Source organism: Pectobacterium sp. F1-1 (assembly GCF_025643735.1).
In the GTDB taxonomy this organism is placed as follows: domain Bacteria; phylum Pseudomonadota; class Gammaproteobacteria; order Enterobacterales; family Enterobacteriaceae; genus Pectobacterium; species Pectobacterium colocasium.
The window spans coordinates 449,081-463,467 of record NZ_CP104733.1 but is presented as its reverse complement, the minus strand read 5'-3'; the positions used below and the strand labels follow the sequence as shown (position 1 = coordinate 463,467).

The 14,387-nt window shown below is 52.8% G+C and carries 16 protein-coding genes and 1 pseudogene; 6 read left to right on the top strand and 11 right to left on the bottom strand.

Going from position 1 to position 14,387, the window contains the following annotated elements; genetic code table 11:
• Positions 1-52 precede the first annotated feature (52 nt).
• Together NAL19_RS02105 and NAL19_RS02100 are read left to right on the top strand one after the other, a co-directional pair.
• Positions 53-703 carry a DUF421 domain-containing protein gene (locus NAL19_RS02105; protein ID WP_225086673.1) on the top strand — a complete coding sequence of 217 codons (651 nt, stop codon included), beginning with the start codon at positions 53-55 and terminating at the stop codon, positions 701-703.
• Positions 704-810: 107 nt separating this feature from the next.
• On the top strand, positions 811-2,019 hold the full coding sequence (locus NAL19_RS02100) for an IS256 family transposase (protein ID WP_263058627.1): 1,209 nt from the start codon (positions 811-813) through the stop codon (positions 2,017-2,019).
• A 274-nt stretch (positions 2,020-2,293) separates the two neighbouring features.
• Here NAL19_RS02100 and NAL19_RS02095 read toward each other — a convergent pair whose 3' ends face one another.
• From NAL19_RS02095 to NAL19_RS02075, 5 genes are all read right to left on the bottom strand, one after another.
• A complete protein-coding gene (locus NAL19_RS02095; protein WP_225086672.1) occupies positions 2,294-2,530 on the bottom strand; it encodes an immunity protein in 237 nt (78 codons plus the stop codon).
• A gap of 257 nt (positions 2,531-2,787) precedes the next feature.
• Positions 2,788-2,934: a hypothetical protein gene (locus NAL19_RS02090; protein ID WP_159440267.1), complete on the bottom strand. Its 147-nt coding sequence runs from the start codon at positions 2,932-2,934 to the stop codon at positions 2,788-2,790.
• Between the two features lie 55 nt (positions 2,935-2,989).
• Entirely contained in the window at positions 2,990-3,262 is a 273-nt protein-coding gene (locus tag NAL19_RS02085; RefSeq protein WP_263058626.1) for a hypothetical protein, read from the bottom strand.
• Entirely contained in the window at positions 3,249-3,446 is a 198-nt protein-coding gene (locus NAL19_RS02080; protein ID WP_263058625.1) for a hemagglutinin, read from the bottom strand. The genes NAL19_RS02085 and NAL19_RS02080 overlap by 14 nt, the downstream gene beginning before the upstream one ends.
• A 35-nt stretch (positions 3,447-3,481) precedes the next feature.
• Entirely contained in the window at positions 3,482-4,636 is a 1,155-nt protein-coding gene (locus tag NAL19_RS02075; RefSeq protein ID WP_263058624.1) for a VENN motif pre-toxin domain-containing protein, read from the bottom strand.
• Between the two features lie 61 nt (positions 4,637-4,697).
• Here NAL19_RS02075 and NAL19_RS21650 point away from each other — a divergent pair, with 61 nt between their 5' ends.
• Positions 4,698-4,835 (top strand): SymE family type I addiction module toxin, encoded by a 138-nt coding sequence (locus tag NAL19_RS21650; RefSeq protein WP_317630301.1) that lies wholly within the window; start codon positions 4,698-4,700, stop codon positions 4,833-4,835.
• Between the two features lie 44 nt (positions 4,836-4,879).
• On the opposite strand, the gene NAL19_RS02065 is transcribed toward NAL19_RS21650, so the two are convergent.
• The 4 genes and pseudogenes from NAL19_RS02065 to NAL19_RS02050 form a co-directional block, all read right to left on the bottom strand.
• Positions 4,880-5,260, bottom strand: coding sequence for a DUF6911 family protein (locus NAL19_RS02065; RefSeq protein ID WP_225086665.1), 381 nt, complete (start codon positions 5,258-5,260; stop codon positions 4,880-4,882).
• Positions 5,250-6,179: pseudogene (locus tag NAL19_RS02060) on the bottom strand (DUF6862 domain-containing protein); the annotation flags it as partial. The gene NAL19_RS02065 and the pseudogene NAL19_RS02060, both read right to left, overlap by 11 nt.
• Before the next feature lie 915 nt (positions 6,180-7,094).
• Positions 7,095-8,204, bottom strand: a complete 1,110-nt coding sequence (xerC, locus tag NAL19_RS02055; RefSeq protein WP_263058621.1) for a site-specific tyrosine recombinase XerC — start codon at positions 8,202-8,204, stop codon at positions 7,095-7,097.
• Entirely contained in the window at positions 8,191-11,451 is a 3,261-nt protein-coding gene (locus NAL19_RS02050) for a CHC2 zinc finger domain-containing protein (protein ID WP_263058620.1), read from the bottom strand. The genes xerC and NAL19_RS02050 overlap by 14 nt, the downstream gene beginning before the upstream one ends.
• Before the next feature lie 133 nt (positions 11,452-11,584).
• Between NAL19_RS02050 and NAL19_RS02045 the strand changes: the two genes are divergently transcribed.
• Together NAL19_RS02045 and NAL19_RS02040 are read left to right on the top strand one after the other, a co-directional pair.
• On the top strand, positions 11,585-11,929 hold the full coding sequence (locus tag NAL19_RS02045; protein ID WP_225084767.1) for a helix-turn-helix domain-containing protein: 345 nt from the start codon (positions 11,585-11,587) through the stop codon (positions 11,927-11,929).
• A gap of 79 nt (positions 11,930-12,008) precedes the next feature.
• Positions 12,009-12,233: a type I toxin-antitoxin system SymE family toxin gene (locus NAL19_RS02040; RefSeq protein WP_263058619.1), complete on the top strand. Its 225-nt coding sequence runs from the start codon at positions 12,009-12,011 to the stop codon at positions 12,231-12,233.
• 65 nt (positions 12,234-12,298) lie between these two features.
• Here NAL19_RS02040 and NAL19_RS02035 read toward each other — a convergent pair whose 3' ends face one another.
• Positions 12,299-12,592 (bottom strand): hypothetical protein, encoded by a 294-nt coding sequence (locus NAL19_RS02035; RefSeq protein WP_130621517.1) that lies wholly within the window; start codon positions 12,590-12,592, stop codon positions 12,299-12,301.
• Positions 12,593-12,708: 116 nt separating this feature from the next.
• The gene (locus tag NAL19_RS02030) at positions 12,709-14,187 is read right to left on the bottom strand and encodes a VENN motif pre-toxin domain-containing protein (RefSeq protein ID WP_263058618.1); all 1,479 of its coding nucleotides are present in this window, start codon (positions 14,185-14,187) and stop codon (positions 12,709-12,711) included.
• On the opposite strand from NAL19_RS02030, the gene NAL19_RS02025 reads away from it, so the two are divergent.
• Positions 14,149-14,385, top strand: coding sequence for a type I toxin-antitoxin system SymE family toxin (locus NAL19_RS02025; RefSeq protein WP_263058617.1), 237 nt, complete (start codon positions 14,149-14,151; stop codon positions 14,383-14,385). The genes NAL19_RS02030 and NAL19_RS02025 overlap by 39 nt on opposite strands.
• Positions 14,386-14,387 lie beyond the last annotated feature (2 nt).

The following is a 14,387-nucleotide window of genomic DNA, read 5'->3' as shown; positions in this document are numbered from 1 at the left end:
CGTCATACCCTAATAAGATGAAAACACCGTCAGGACAGTAACGGAGAAGAAAATGGAATATTACGGATACGTGTTATTAAAATTTATTATCGGCTTTACTATTGTTATTACCCATTTAAATTTCTCTGGTAAAACACAGCTATCGCAAATGACTCCTGTGGATTTTATTGGTAACTTTATATTAGGTGGTATTATTGGCGGCGTAATTTATAGTGACAGTATTCCACTCTACCAATATGTTATTGTATTACTCATTGGTGTCAGTCTGATTTCTCTTCTTAACGCTATCAGTAAGAATATTTATTTTTTTCGCTCCGTCAGTATTGGTGACCCAATCCCTATTATCAAGAAAGGGAAATTCCTGATGGAAAACATTCTACAAAAGAAGAATAAAATAGATATTATCAACGTAGCTTCACAGCTGCATGCTCAAGGAATCAACTCTTTCCAAAAGATAAACTATGCTCAAATCGAACCCAACGGACAGCTAAGTGTGATTTGTGAAGGCATGGAGATGCCATCTGTGATCGTAATTAAAGATGGTAAGCCGAGGAAAAACGATTTGTGTGAAATAGAGAAAGATGAAGAGTGGCTCCTTGCCGAAATTACTCGACATGGCATCGAGTTAGATAACATCTATTTGGCTGAATTCTGGAAAGGCAATCTCATGTTCATATTAAATGACGGTACCATCGTCAAATAGCGGCACTTAGCGAGAATCAATGAGACGATCTCTACGAGCCTGTACATAAATTTGTGTAATTGCCTGATTTTGATATGTTCAATCCAACATCAAAAGCAGGTTAATTTATGGACGAAAAACAATTACAGGCACTGGCTAACGAACTGGCCAAAAATCTTAAAACACCTGATGATCTCAGCCAGTTCGATCGCCTGCTGAAAAAAATCAGTGTTGAAGCCGCCCTTAATGCTGAAATGTCCCACCATCTCGGGTACGAGAAAAACCAGCCCAAAGCGGGTCTTAACGCACGTAACGGTTATTCCACAAAAACGGTCATTACTGGCGATGGCCCGCTCGAACTGCGTACTCCGCGAGATCGTGATGCCACATTCGAACCTCAACTGGTGAAGAAAAATCAGACCCGGATAACCAGCATGGATAACCAAATCCTGTCGTTATACGCCAAAGGCATGACTACCCGAGAGATCGTCGCGACGTTTAAGGAACTGTATGACTCAGATGTGTCGCCGGCCCTGATTTCAAAGGTCACGGACGCAGTGATGGAGCAGGTTGTTGAATGGCAGAATCGGCCGTTGGATAGCCTTTATCCCATTGTTTATCTTGACTGTATTGTCCTTAAGGTCCGTCAGGATAGTCGTGTCATCAACAAATCCGTGTTCCTGGCCTTGGGCATCAATATCGATGGTCAGAAAGAACTACTGGGTATGTGGCTGGCGGAAAATGAAGGGGCGAAGTTCTGGCTGAATGTGCTGACGGAGCTGAAAAACAGAGGTCTGAACGACATTCTCATCGCCTGCGTTGACGGTCTGAAAGGCTTCCCTGACGCTATCAATGCGGTCTATCCGCAAACCCGCATCCAGTTGTGTATAGTCCATATGGTGCGCAACAGCCTGCGCTTCGTCTCATGGAAGGACTATAAGGCCGTCACTCGCGACCTGAAGGCGGTTTATGGGGCCGCGACGGAAGAAGCGGCGTTGCAGGAGCTGGAAACATTCGCCAGGGTCTGGGATGAGCGCTACCCGCAAATCAGCCGGAGCTGGCGTGCAAACTGGGCGAATCTGTCAACATTCTTCGCGTACCCGAGTGACATCCGTAAGGTGATTTACACGACCAATGCCATTGAATCACTGAACAGCGTCATCCGGCATGCCATAAAGAAACGCAAGGTGTTCCCGACAGATGACTCAGTAAGGAAAGTGGTGTGGCTGGCAATACAGTCGGCATCAAAAAAATGGACGATGCCGCTCCAAAACTGGCGGCTGGCGATGAGCCGCTTTATTATCGAGTTCGGTGACCGCCTGGACGGTCACTTCTGAGAAATGGCATTTACACAGAATCATGTACAAGGTCAGAAATGGCATTTACACAGAATCATGTACAAGGTCTCTTTTATCCCTAAGAGCGTTTTCATTATTAACCGACATGCTATGCATAACACGCGGTCATCATTCCCCTTCATATCGCCACTAAAGCCTAGAGCTCAGTAGCAGTTCAACTCCAGTATTAAACAGTCATCGTACCGTCATAAGTGATTGAAGGCATGTTGTCGCTCTAAAACTCCCGGCGTTATACCGGGAACGTAGACTGTATTTATTTCTCTTTATTGGCCTTTAGCATCGACATGATCCAGATTCCTATTCCTGTTGTTACGCCAACAACAGTTCCTCTTTTTAGCGAAAAAATTACATCATCCTGCCAACTAATAATTAATACTCCATTTTTTAAATAGGTTAAAAATGCAGCGCACAAGCACGCTGCAAAAACGACCATAATCATAGTAATGGAACAACCTATAAGCAGAATTAATAGTGATTTTAGGGGGCTCATTTAGATTCTCCCGCATTATCAACCTTATCTTGAACTTTACTCCCTGTCACTTCACTCGCTACGGCACCGCCAATAGCACCTGTCATACTGGCTGTTTTATCTGAAACGACAGAGAAATATTTATTCCCGACTTCAATTGCCTTACCACCTCCAGCACCAACCGCCGTACCGACTCCAGCAGCGATAGAAGCATACGTATACTGAGAGATCGTTCCCCACTAACTGGTTACTAATGTTAGCCGTGCCACTCCACGCTGTTAACAAACGCGTACAGGATCCCGTCCTTCCGGCATCGTCCACGTGACTAGCTTATGCATCGCGTATTGCCGTTCTTCTTCCGTTATTGGGTTCAGCACATTGCCATTTTCATCCACCATGTTGGTATTGCTGTAAAATGATGTCATCAATACCCCTACATCCTGCAATCCCTTCGGTGCAATCGCTCTCAGATTGAAGTTGTTATTCTCCCCCCTTCTTTAGTGCGCCGAAGTACTCAAAAAAGTAAAGTCCAATCCCTAAGACAGCCCCAACTCCCCCACCAACTTTTATACTAAACCTGATACCATCAATGGCTGGTTCTATATTAAAATTAAAACTTCCTGTTTTTATGAATGCAGCTATATATCCAACAGGTATACTGAGCATACAGCAGAAAATGATCACTCCCATCGTTCCAAGAACGAAGAAGATGAATCTCTTCAGGCTAAAATATTTTGATTCATTCTTCTGCATTCTCAGCTCCCGTATTCTTAATTACTTTTTCAGTCATATATCCAGAGCCTGTGCTAGTCACTCCACTTGCTACTGAACCGATAACTTCTGAACTCACAGGAGAGTAACCCTTTGAGAGCATCTGCTGGGTAAACTTGCCCCCAACTTTATTACCAATAACAGTACCAATCACATTACCTGCCATAGATGCACTCGGATCTTCACCTTTCGCCTTACTTCCTAAATATGCTCCCCTGTATTCACAAAGAGGCTAAAAGTCGTTCCCTTACCTTGAGTCAGCGCTCCTGTTCCTACAGCAATCAATGTATCGGTATAGCTGTATGTGTCATTCGGAGACATAGTTAAAAACTGTTTGGTTGCATCTGTAATACCGCCGAGTAAACCGCCGCCAAACACAGCATAAACACCAGCCGCTGGTGCAACGATTGTTCCACCAACCACTGAAGCTCCCGCGCCCCACGCTGTTAACAAGCCACGTACAGGATCCTGTCCTTCCGGCATCGTCCCCGTGACTAGCTTATGCATCGCGTATTGCCGTTGCTCGTCTGTTGTCGGATTAAGCACATTGCCTTTCTCATCCGTCAGATTGGTGTTGGTATACAATGATGTCGCAGACTGACCATAATCGCTCACGCCTTTCGGCACAGAACCGGGGTAGAAGAGATTATTCTCCACCGCATTTCGACCTGCCTGCGCACCCGCTACCGCGTTGCTCGTCGAGTCGCCTGCCGTGCCCGCTGCCAGACCGCCCGCCAGCAGCGAGAGCGTGGTGACCGTCTGCTTTTCACTTTCCGTCATTTCCGAGATGGCTTTATCCGGATACAGCCTGTCAGCAATCACGCGCGCCGCCAACTCACCTGTCGCGGCACCTGCCGCACCTGCTAGCACACTGTTGCCGCTGGCTTCTGCCACAATACCACCCAGCACCGCGTGCGCTACCGCATTGGCAGCGATATTTACGTTACCTTTTGCGTCCGTCGTGGCTTTCTTGATTTCTGTCGCCAGATACGGTGCCGCCGCTCCCGCTATCGCCTGCGCAACGTTACCACCGGCCAGCCCCTGTACTGCCGCCGAAACCGCCATGATGCCCTGACGAATCGCGCCACCGGTGCCAAATCCGGAACGGTTCAACGCCTGAGTATAGGCGTTGTCATACGACGTCTGATAAACATATTTCTGAATATCTGCCTCTGTCGGCGTCCGATTCGAGTTGTCGCCTGTCGCAAGGGCGTCTCTAGCCGCCAGCCTATCAGCAGCAGAAAGACCTGCCACCTTCGCTTCCGCTTCTGCCTTCGCCGCTTTCGTGGCAATGATTGCCCCGTGCATACCGGCAATGTCGATGACCTGATTGCTGATTTCTGCAACCACCTGCATCTGTTGCAGGCGACACCTGAAGGTCGGCTATGTCAGCCGTCGCCACGCCGGCCGCAATGATATGACGCGCTATTACAGTCGCAGCCCCAGTCTGCACCTTACCGGCAACTGGCTGGAAGCCGCGGGATTTGGGACAGATACGGCGGTAACAGTGAGTGTTGAGCAGGGTCAGTTGCTGATACGTATTGTGGCTGAATGACAGGCAACAAAAATCCCGGCCTGTTTAGGGTCCGGGATTTTTTGTTAATTCAGAAGATCCGTTGAGACATTTCCAGTATCAAAGAACTCTTTAAAGATCCTGACGACAAGATCAAAATCTTTTGTGATCTGCTTTGCGGACCAATAATCTCCCAAAATTAGTATTTTTTCATCAGGTTTATTTAGATCAGAAAGTGTCATAACCTCATTGTCTTCATTCAAAAAGGTAACCAAATAAAGACCTCTTTCCATTCTTACTTGAATTTCTGAGATTATATAGCCTTCGTTATCTAATTTATCCACTGTAACGCAACCACTAGATACTTGAAGATTATTTAGTAAATCACTGATGTCATCCCAACAATCAGATTTCTTATTACCACCCTTTGGCAAGCAAGACCATGAAAGATGCAACTTACTCATCATTAGCCCCCTTAATACGGAAACCTTTTGTACCAGACTCCCAATATAAAGTTCTGCCTGTACTTTCTTCAAACAACGTTAAAGACTTAAGCCCAGACTTTTCAGCCATGAGTTTTACATCAGTAAGACAGAAAGAACAAACATCTTGTCCGCTCACGGACATAAGCATGTCTTTGCCTTTGGTCATCCCTTTCTCATATGCCTGTTGGATCACTCCCACTTCTGCATGGGCTGTTCCCATATTTCCATTTGGGTAATTTTTATCAGGGCGCTTGTCTATCTTGGCCTGAACGACATCGTTGATAAGCGTTGGTTTATTAAAATCTGCTAATTGTGAAGGCCTTACCCCTTGATTGGTATCGGAGAATTTCACACCATCAACATTACCTTTTGCGACAACTTTCAAGTTTGCGTAAACAATTTTACTCCATTGTTTTGCAGCCGCTTTCCCCAGTACTGGCGCAACAGAAGCAGCAACGATCTTCATCCCATCATAGGTCTCAATGTATGCTTCAGCCGCTGCCTTATCTTTTATACCAAGTTGGACCATGGCATAGTTCACCATCGCATCCTTCACCTGCTGCTGGCTCTGTGCATCAACGCTGGTGATATTCAGCAGGTTTATTATCTGACCGTAAGCATCAGGATACATGTCACTGACTTTATTATTGTACTGGCCAGTTTCGTATTCCCCCTTGGTCGCAATAACGTTCAGTCTTGCACTCGCACAGGCCGCGCTCCCAGCATTGCCATTGCCACACGCATCAATCACTTCCTTGTCGCTGGAGATATCTTTTTCCATCAGTGCGTCGTACTTCTGCTGGGCCTGCTCACGCTCTGCCGGGTCTTTGCTGTTGCGGAGTTTTTGCTTTGCTATCTCAAGTTCTGATTTCTCAGACACACTCAGATAGTTATTCTCCACAACAACTTCTTCCGTTGCGGACTCAGCCAGCGAACTTCACTTTTCCCTGTGCCGTCAGCCAGTTACAGCTGGTTTTTTCTGATGCGTTTCGATGCCCCGACTCCGAAGCCCCGATACGCACTTTTTCATCCCGGCACGCTACCGCCCCGCCGTGACGTTACCGCCTGCAACCGCCACATCATAGCAGCGGCGTCAGCCGATGCCATTACCCGTTTTGTTGTTGAACCGGGTTTATCGCGGCGCGAGCCGTTCCGCAGCTTGCCTGTGGGACGGTGAAGCGTCTGCCGGGTGCGGGCTGGCGAAGCCCGCAAGAGAACGGGTTAGCGGGGAGGCCCCCGGCGGGGGCCGCACGGGGCGGAGATGGCGAGCACGGCAACGAGCAAGGAGCCTGCGACTGCGAGCCGGGCACAGCCAGTGCAGCGGGGTTGGGGCGGGGGCGAGGTGAAGCCCTTCAGCGGAGGCAGCAGGCCGACAACCCTTGTTCTGTTGACGTTTTTTGAAGGCTGACGCCGGAGCCTGCGCCGCCAGGGAGGGCGGCCACACCGTCAGAGCCAGGGAAGCACGCTGAGGTTCGTAGCAGAGCGAGCTGGCGAGCTGTGCGCCACACCGCACCACAGAGCCGAACCCCGGCGGCCAGCCGCTCACCGATGCCGAAGCAGACCGCAGCGCGCCCTTGCGGTAGACGGCGCCGACATAATGTTCGTTACGCGTTGGCCGCGTTCAGCGGCTTTCGCGTAATGCCACATTATGTTGAATGACGAACGGCCAGCAACGTTAATGACAGAGAACGGCTTGGGTTAACGCTGGCCGGGCGACATTTACCGCCGGAGCGCTTAGCTGAACAAGGCAATAGGTGCGCCACGGATGGCGCAGCTTTTGCCCGACGCCGTACCCTGCGGCCTTGAAGAGAACGAGCTAACTTTTGTGACTGTCCGGCAACACAGGTATGTCGTGCGGCTCCGCTGTGTCCGCCTCCTCGTCCGCTATCAGGTCAGCCAGCAGCCCGGTTTCTTCTTCAGCCTCACGCTCTGCCGGGTGCGTACTCGCATGGACTGCGGATAACGCCCTGATGGAGACTTGCGTATAGATTTGCGTGCTCTCCACGCTCGCATGACCTAACATCGCCTGTATCCACCGGATATCCGCGCCGTTCTCCAGCATCTGCGTCGCCATCGCATGCCGGAACAGGTGACAGCTTCCCCACGGCGCGAGTCCCGATGCCCGGATGTAGTGGCCGACCATGTGGGTGATGCCGTTCGCCGTCAGTCCCGCGATTCCATCCAGCGCCACGAACAGCGCGGTAATGTCCTGACTGACCAGCAGTTGCGGCCTCACCTGTTGCTGGTAGTGACTCAGCCAGCGCAGCGCCCGGTTTCCTATCGGGATAACCCGGTCTTTTCTTCCCTTGCCCTGCCTCACCGTCACCGTTTTACGGCTCCCGTCCACGCTGTAGACGTCCAGCTTTGCCACCTCACCCCGCCTCAGCCCCGTTGACCACAGCAGCTCCATCAGCGCCCGGTCACGCTGCCCCTGAAGCGTCGTCAGGTCGGGCAACGCCAGCACCTGCTCCACATCCTCCACGCTCAGTATCGTGCGCGGTAGCCGCTTTTCCAGCTTCGGCAACTCCAGGTCAGCCGCCGGGTTCGCCAGTATCAGATGCTGTTTCGTCAGCCAGCTGAACCACACCTGCAACGGCTGTAACGCCGTGCGCTGGGTCCGGGTGGAGAGGGGTTCACCGTTGCTTTTGCGGTACTGGTACAGATGCCGCTGGTAGCGTTCAAGGATGGGGCGGGTTACGTCACGGGCGTAATGCACACCCCGCTCTGCTGCCCACAGGATGAACCGGTACTGGTGATGCGTCTGCACCTTCAGCGTCGCCTCCGACCCGTTGCGCTCCCGACGCCACACCACGAACCGCAGCAGCAGCGCATACAGGCTCTTCGGGTCGCTGGCCGGACCGATGGGTTTACGGTAGACCTCATCCACCGTCAGCAGCGCACCCGCTCGCGGTTTACGGTTGGCCATGCTGCACCTCCGTTGCCGCACTCACGGGCAGCAAGGTTTTACCCGCTTTCTTTTTTCCCTTTATTACTGCATCTGGCTCAGAGCAGACTTGCAGACCATCAACGCCTTGTGCTGTCTGGGCTGACATGGCATTTTCCACACCAGACTTGACCCGAACCTGAGGCAGACTTGAACCAGACTTGTCTTCATCTTTACCAGACTTGCGCTTGCTGCCCTGTAATGGCAGGTCATCAGCCTCGGCAGCAGGCAGTGAGGCGGCGGGCGATTTTCGTTTTCCCTTTATTACTGCATCTGGCTCAGGGCAGACTTGCAGGCCATCAACGCCTTGTACCGTCTGGGCTGACCCGGTATTTTTTGCATCAGACTTAGCCCCGACTTGAGGCAGACTTAAGCCAGACCTGTCTTCATCCTGACCAGACTTGCACTCACCGCCATCGTTTTCAGCCACATGAAGCAGACCGCACAGGTGACTTTCATCACCGTTGCCACCATCCCACAGCAGCTCATACTGCAACAGATGACCCCGGCTGCCGCCGTGCAGCAGCAGATATTCCATTTCACTCAGCCGCAGACAGTGGTTCTTGAGCTGGCTGTCACTCCAGTTGGTGTAACCCCGGATATCTCTCCGCGTGAACCGCACCTCACCCGACTGGCAACCCTGACGCTGCGCCATGTCGCTCACCATCGCCTGTATCAGCAGCAACAGTTTGCGCGTCTGCGGCGGCATCTCGTCCAGCGTTCGCCCCAGTACCTCATGCGCCAGTTGATTGGCTAACGCGATATCACTCTGTGCCACCTCGATATACTCGATAACCTGCCCCCGGTGCTCGACCCGTTTCACTTCCCGCTGGTACTGATGTAACAACGCGATGGACTGGATTAAGGTCAGGTATTTCATATGGTCGCGCCGGGTGCGGGTTTTATCACTCAGGAACGTCAGCCGGTCGGCATACGGGTTCACCACCTTCAGCGGCCTCAACAGCCGCTGCGCGTTCTGGTGTAGCCGGGTCAGATACTGCTTTTCTGAGGACTGAAGCAGCCCTTCCAGCGTCTGGCCGTGACGCTGCATCGCGTGTATCGCCTGCGTCTGCTCTCTGGATTCATTCACCGTCAGAACCAGACAGCGGTTCAGCAGCTCTTCGTCTACGTCGATGGCCGTGGTGGTCAGCATCAGCATCACCGGTCCCTGCACTTTATACTCCCGTGTCACCAGTTCGCCGCTCTGTTCGTTCTTGCCGGTCGAGGCGATTTTCAGTTCCCCGTCCGACTGCAACAGCTTCAGCGCATACGCCGCCTGTCTCACCCCTTCTTCTTCGGCGATGGCGAGGATTTTGTGCTGTAGCGAGGTCTCGCCAAGGTAGTACAGGCTCTGCCCGGTCATCGCCGAGTACTGGATACGCTCTTCTTCTGGCATCAGCCCCAGCACCGCGTCCATCAGCGAGGATTTACCCGCCGCCGAACTGCTCTGTATCAGCACCGCAAGCGGTTTATCCAGCTTGCGCGACGTCGCCGCCAGATACCCCGTCAGCAGATTAGTGCTTTCCCCCACCACGCCGCAGGCCGCGAGGTCATTCACCACCCGTTCTGCAAGGTCGGGGGATTTGAGCAGTTCAAGCGCCGCCGCTTTGTCTTCCGCGCTGACCGTCACCGCCGCTGTAGCGTCCGCCTGCGCCGCCGACTGCCGCGCTTCATCCTGCTTCTGCTCCAGCATCAGCAGCACCCGACCGCATTCACGTTTGATGACCGAGGACTCACAGCCCAGTTCAACCGCCGCTGCGCTGATATAACCCTGACGATGACGTGAACTGTACATATCCAGTGAGTCCACATGGAACGCACCGGTACTCTCATCCCGCACCTGCACGTTGACTTTCATCACCTCGGCAACGCTGTTCTTCTGCCAGCCCCGCACCCGCCACACCCGTGGTCCGGCGCGTAACAGCAGCTCGCCCGTATCCGTTTGTTCGCACGGGATAAGTGCCTGAACCGGTGGTGTTGTTGGTTCATTCGGCTGGGCAGCTAAAGAAGGAGGGGTTTCACTCACGCCAGATACCGGCGTTTCATGCGAGAACACCACACCGGGAACCATGCCTTTACCCATCCATTGTGCCTGCTCCAGCGCCAGCCCTAACGCCGCTTCAGGATTACCACTTTTCAGCGCATAGGCATTCGCATCCAGCCCCGCAGGGAACTGCACCCGCCACGCCCCGATACCGCTTTCCAGCAGGTCAGCGGCCACGGTTTCCGCACCCCGGTCGCCTGCCTCATCCCGGTCATAGGCGATTAACACCCGCTTGACCCCGTGGTACTGCAACGCCGCCAGATGCTCAGCGGTAAAACCGTTGCAGCCATACGCGGCTATCACGTTGCGGAACCCCGCGCACCAGAAGGTCATCGCATCGATTAACGCTTCACACAGGATGACCTCTGACGACGCCTTCAGCGCTTCCTCATTCCACACCCCGCTTAACGGTGACGGCAGATAAAGATGCTTCGCCGCCCCTTTCTTCACCGCGTAGTCCGCCGTGGTCCGGCGACCGTACAACTGCAACACCCGCCCGCGCTGCGCCACGTTCGCCGACTCGCTCCAGCCCACGACCGGCATCACCACGCAGCCCCGGAAGTGGTCCTGTTTTGTGGCAGACCGCAGCACCCCCAGCCCGGCCAGCCGCTCACGCAGCCGCTTTCCCTCACCGCTTGATGTTGATGGCAACAGCCCCGCGCTGCCGCTGATTCCGTGATGCCCGGCGAACCCCAACTTAAAATGGCTTACCAGTTCAGGATGGTTCAGCCCGCGACTGACCAGCCATTGCTGTGCCTCCGGGCTGGTCAGCAGATTGTGGTGATAGAAGTCGATAACCTGATGCAGCAACGCCTGACCGTCATCATCCAGGTCAGACAGCCGCGTCCGCGCCACTGGCGGCGAAGCCGGTACAGGGACGGCGGCTAAAGAAGACGGGGTTCCGGCCAGTTCACGCAGCCGTACCAGCGTCTGCGGATAGGTCAGCCGCTCGGTGTGTTGCAGCCAGTCCAGCACCGACCCCGACGCGCCGCAGCCGAAGCAGTGATACAGGTTCTTTGATGGCGTGATAACGCAGGACGGCGTTTTCTCCCGATGGAACGGACACAGGCACACTACGCTGTCATCGCCCTGCTTTTTCAGCACATGACCCTGACGTTGCGCCACGGTCAGCAATGACACCTCATGCTTGAGCCGCGTCAGTTCTGCCGGTGTCAGTCGTCCCATTCCGTCGCTCCTGTAAAAACCTGTCAATATGCCTTTATGGTTTATTTATACATGCATATATGGTATATTACAAGCGCCACTTACGATACAGGGGGTTAAGATGCTGGCATTGTTTCCTTGGCGAGTAATATCTATGGACTTTGGTAAACGTCTTGCTGCCCTGCGTAAAGACCGTAAGCTGACACAAGCGGCTCTGGCTGAGAAGGTGGGCTGTCACGTGACGATGATACGCCGCTATGAGTCTGACGAAGTTCAGCCCACGCTGGAGATTATCCGTAAGCTGTCCTGTGCGCTGTCTGTCAGTGCAGATACGCTTGTTTTTGATAAGGCTGAACGCAACCCCGACGATGAGCTGCGCTTGCAGTTTGAGGCGGTGAGTCAGTTCTCACCTGAAGAGAAGGAAGTGGCCAGAGTGCTGCTGGAGTCATTGATCCTCAAGCACGATGCCAACCGTTTTACACGTAAGACACCGAGTTAACCGTAATTTTAGCGCGACCCGCCAGTGCGGGAACACTGTCAGGTCGCTCACCATAACCCACTAAGTGAGGTAGTTAATCATGGCTGAACGCGATTCTAAGTCAGAACCCCGCGCAACTGAAGTAAAAGAGCCACAACGGCATTACACCGTCGGTTACGCCCCCAACGGCGGTAAAAAACCGCCCAGCCCGCAGCTTAAGCTCAGCGGCAAGTGGCTCGAAGACCTCGGTTTTAACACCGGACAGCCGGTTATCGTCACCGTCGAGCGCGGGCGACTGGTGATTGAGGCGGAGCTAAGGTTCTGACCGATAAAAACAACGATCCCGGTCTGTTTTAGCCGGGGCCGTTATGTGAATAGAAGAATGGCAAATTAATTGCCATTTTCTTCAATACCATTCAAGAGCTTTACTAAAGTTTCTATGGCTTTCAACTGCTCCTCATCAGGGCCTAACAATAAATTGAGCCTTTGGTCATCGAGTATAAGGTCATATATATCAATGCTTATCCAACCTTTTGACCAAAAATCAACAGTTCCGACTTTATTGTGCCCCTCGAATTCAACTCGTTCGAGATCGCCAAAATCACCATCAAGAAAAGAAGTGTATTGAAAGCTATATCCCACTAAAATTGGCTCTATTTTTTTCTTAAAAAAGTTAATATCCATAATTTAAATAACCATCTATTTTTTATCTATAATTGAAATATTTTTTACATCAGGCAATTGTGTGCCTCCTTGCTTATTCAGCATAAATTGCTGTGACTTACTTGCATCTGGACCGATTAATTTAAACCAACCGTCTTTCCCACCTTGCAACAAGCTTTTAGTAGAAACATCAAATTCAGCATAAACTGACCCTGCTGGTGCAGTACCTTTAAAGTCCGAGGCTCCATTAGTGGAAATGAATGTTTGTCCCCACCACCTTGAATAACTTTGCCACTATTTTGCATTTGAGCTAGTTCATCAGGGGACATCCATCTACCTACCCTCGTCACATTTATCCCATCAATAACTCTGCTTTCACCGACTTTTAATGAAGTAGCAGCATTACTCGTAGTGACCCCTTGAGAATTGGTTGTCGGGTTGGTCGGCTCCACCGTCTGCCCAGGCTTCGTCAAACTACCCGTACCTAACGCCCCATACACAGCATTAGTCAGGCCATCTGCGGCTGTCTTCGCCAGCGCTGACTCCAGCCAGCCACATTTACCTGCGCATTGTTCGATGATATCAGCATACCAGTTCGCACTGTTTTCATAACTACGTCCCGCCAGAGCATCCTGTACACCAAGTTGAGCGTAAGCTTTTCCATCGGTTTCTATCTGGCTGCGCATTGCTACAACACAGGCGCTATCACCTGCTTCCCAGCAAGACTTCAGCTTCTGGATATTTTCTGCCGACTCCTTCGCCATGTCCTTGCGCACGCCCTGCTCGCAGGATGGCTCACCGCTACACGCTTTCAGTTTTTCAGCAAACTCAACCGGCCTCCCTTTGTTTAGGAAGTTATTCTCCACCGCATTACGCCCGGACTGTGCGCCGCTGGCGGCGGAAGCCGTGCTGTTGCTCGCCAGACCAGACAAGAGCCCGGAGGCCAGCGTGGAAAGCGCGCTGACGGATTGCTTTTCTTCTTCCGTCAGGTCGCTCGCCGTCTTGCCGGGGTATTGCTCCGCCATGATGGCGCGGGCAGCCAGTTCACCGCTGGAGGCACCGATGGCCCCCGCGGCTGCATCCTGACCCGACAACTGGGCAACTACAGCCCCCACCACTGCGTGCGCCATCGCGTTGGCCGCGATATCCGACGCCGTGATTTTGCTTTCATCCTTCGGTAGCGTGACGTCCTTCACCAGCTGTGCCAGATACGGTGATGCCCCGCTGGCTATCGCTTTCTGGATATCCCCGCCCGCCAGTGCCTGAATCGCCGCCGTCGCCGCCTGTGCCGCGCGCTGGAAGTCGCTGCCCGTGCCGTATTTCTGCATCTCGGCCTTGTAGGTCGGTGACTCCGTCAGCGCCTTTTTATAGACTTCCCATTCCTGCGCCGAATCACCGTCCTGCGGACGTTTGACAGTGGCATCGCCCTTGGCCTCCGCGGCTTTCTGCGCCTTCAGCTCGCCTTCCGTGCGCACGATATCCATCACCTGCGCGCCGATATCACCTATCAGCTGCGCCTGTTTCAGGCGTTTCTGCTCTTTCTCTTTGTTAAAGATCGGGCTGAGCGCGTTGTTCGCGTGCTCAACGTCACGGCTCAGCGTGGCGATGTCCTGCACCTGCTTCGCCGTGTCCCGCAACAACAACGTGCCGTAGCAGTACGACTGCTCTGGCTACGTCAGCCGTCGCCACACAGACCGCAATTACAGCCGCAGCCCCAGCGCTACTGGATGAAAGCAACGGGATTTGGGACCGATACGCCGGTGATTGTCACCGTTGAGCACGGTCAACTGTTGATGCGCATTGTGGCTGAGTGACA

Bases quoted from the DNA above. Each gene is read 5' to 3' on its own strand.
- NAL19_RS02105 (WP_225086673.1), top strand. From the start codon at position 53: ATGGAATATTACGGATACGTGTTATTAAAATTTATTATCGGCTTTACT.
- NAL19_RS02100 (WP_263058627.1), top strand. From the start codon at position 811: ATGGACGAAAAACAATTACAGGCACTGGCTAACGAACTGGCCAAAAAT.
- NAL19_RS02095 (WP_225086672.1), bottom strand. From the start codon at position 2,530: ATGAGCCCCCTAAAATCACTATTAATTCTGCTTATAGGTTGTTCCATT.
- NAL19_RS02090 (WP_159440267.1), bottom strand. From the start codon at position 2,934: ATGACATCATTTTACAGCAATACCAACATGGTGGATGAAAATGGCAAT.
- NAL19_RS02085 (WP_263058626.1), bottom strand. From the start codon at position 3,262: ATGCAGAAGAATGAATCAAAATATTTTAGCCTGAAGAGATTCATCTTC.
- NAL19_RS02080 (WP_263058625.1), bottom strand. From the start codon at position 3,446: ATGGCAGGTAATGTGATTGGTACTGTTATTGGTAATAAAGTTGGGGGC.
- NAL19_RS02075 (WP_263058624.1), bottom strand. From the start codon at position 4,636: ATGCAGGTGGTTGCAGAAATCAGCAATCAGGTCATCGACATTGCCGGT.
- NAL19_RS21650 (WP_317630301.1), top strand. From the start codon at position 4,698: ATGACGCGCTATTACAGTCGCAGCCCCAGTCTGCACCTTACCGGCAAC.
- NAL19_RS02065 (WP_225086665.1), bottom strand. From the start codon at position 5,260: ATGATGAGTAAGTTGCATCTTTCATGGTCTTGCTTGCCAAAGGGTGGT.
- xerC (WP_263058621.1), bottom strand. From the start codon at position 8,204: ATGGCCAACCGTAAACCGCGAGCGGGTGCGCTGCTGACGGTGGATGAG.
- NAL19_RS02050 (WP_263058620.1), bottom strand. From the start codon at position 11,451: ATGGGACGACTGACACCGGCAGAACTGACGCGGCTCAAGCATGAGGTG.
- NAL19_RS02045 (WP_225084767.1), top strand. From the start codon at position 11,585: ATGGACTTTGGTAAACGTCTTGCTGCCCTGCGTAAAGACCGTAAGCTG.
- NAL19_RS02040 (WP_263058619.1), top strand. From the start codon at position 12,009: ATGGCTGAACGCGATTCTAAGTCAGAACCCCGCGCAACTGAAGTAAAA.
- NAL19_RS02035 (WP_130621517.1), bottom strand. From the start codon at position 12,592: ATGGATATTAACTTTTTTAAGAAAAAAATAGAGCCAATTTTAGTGGGA.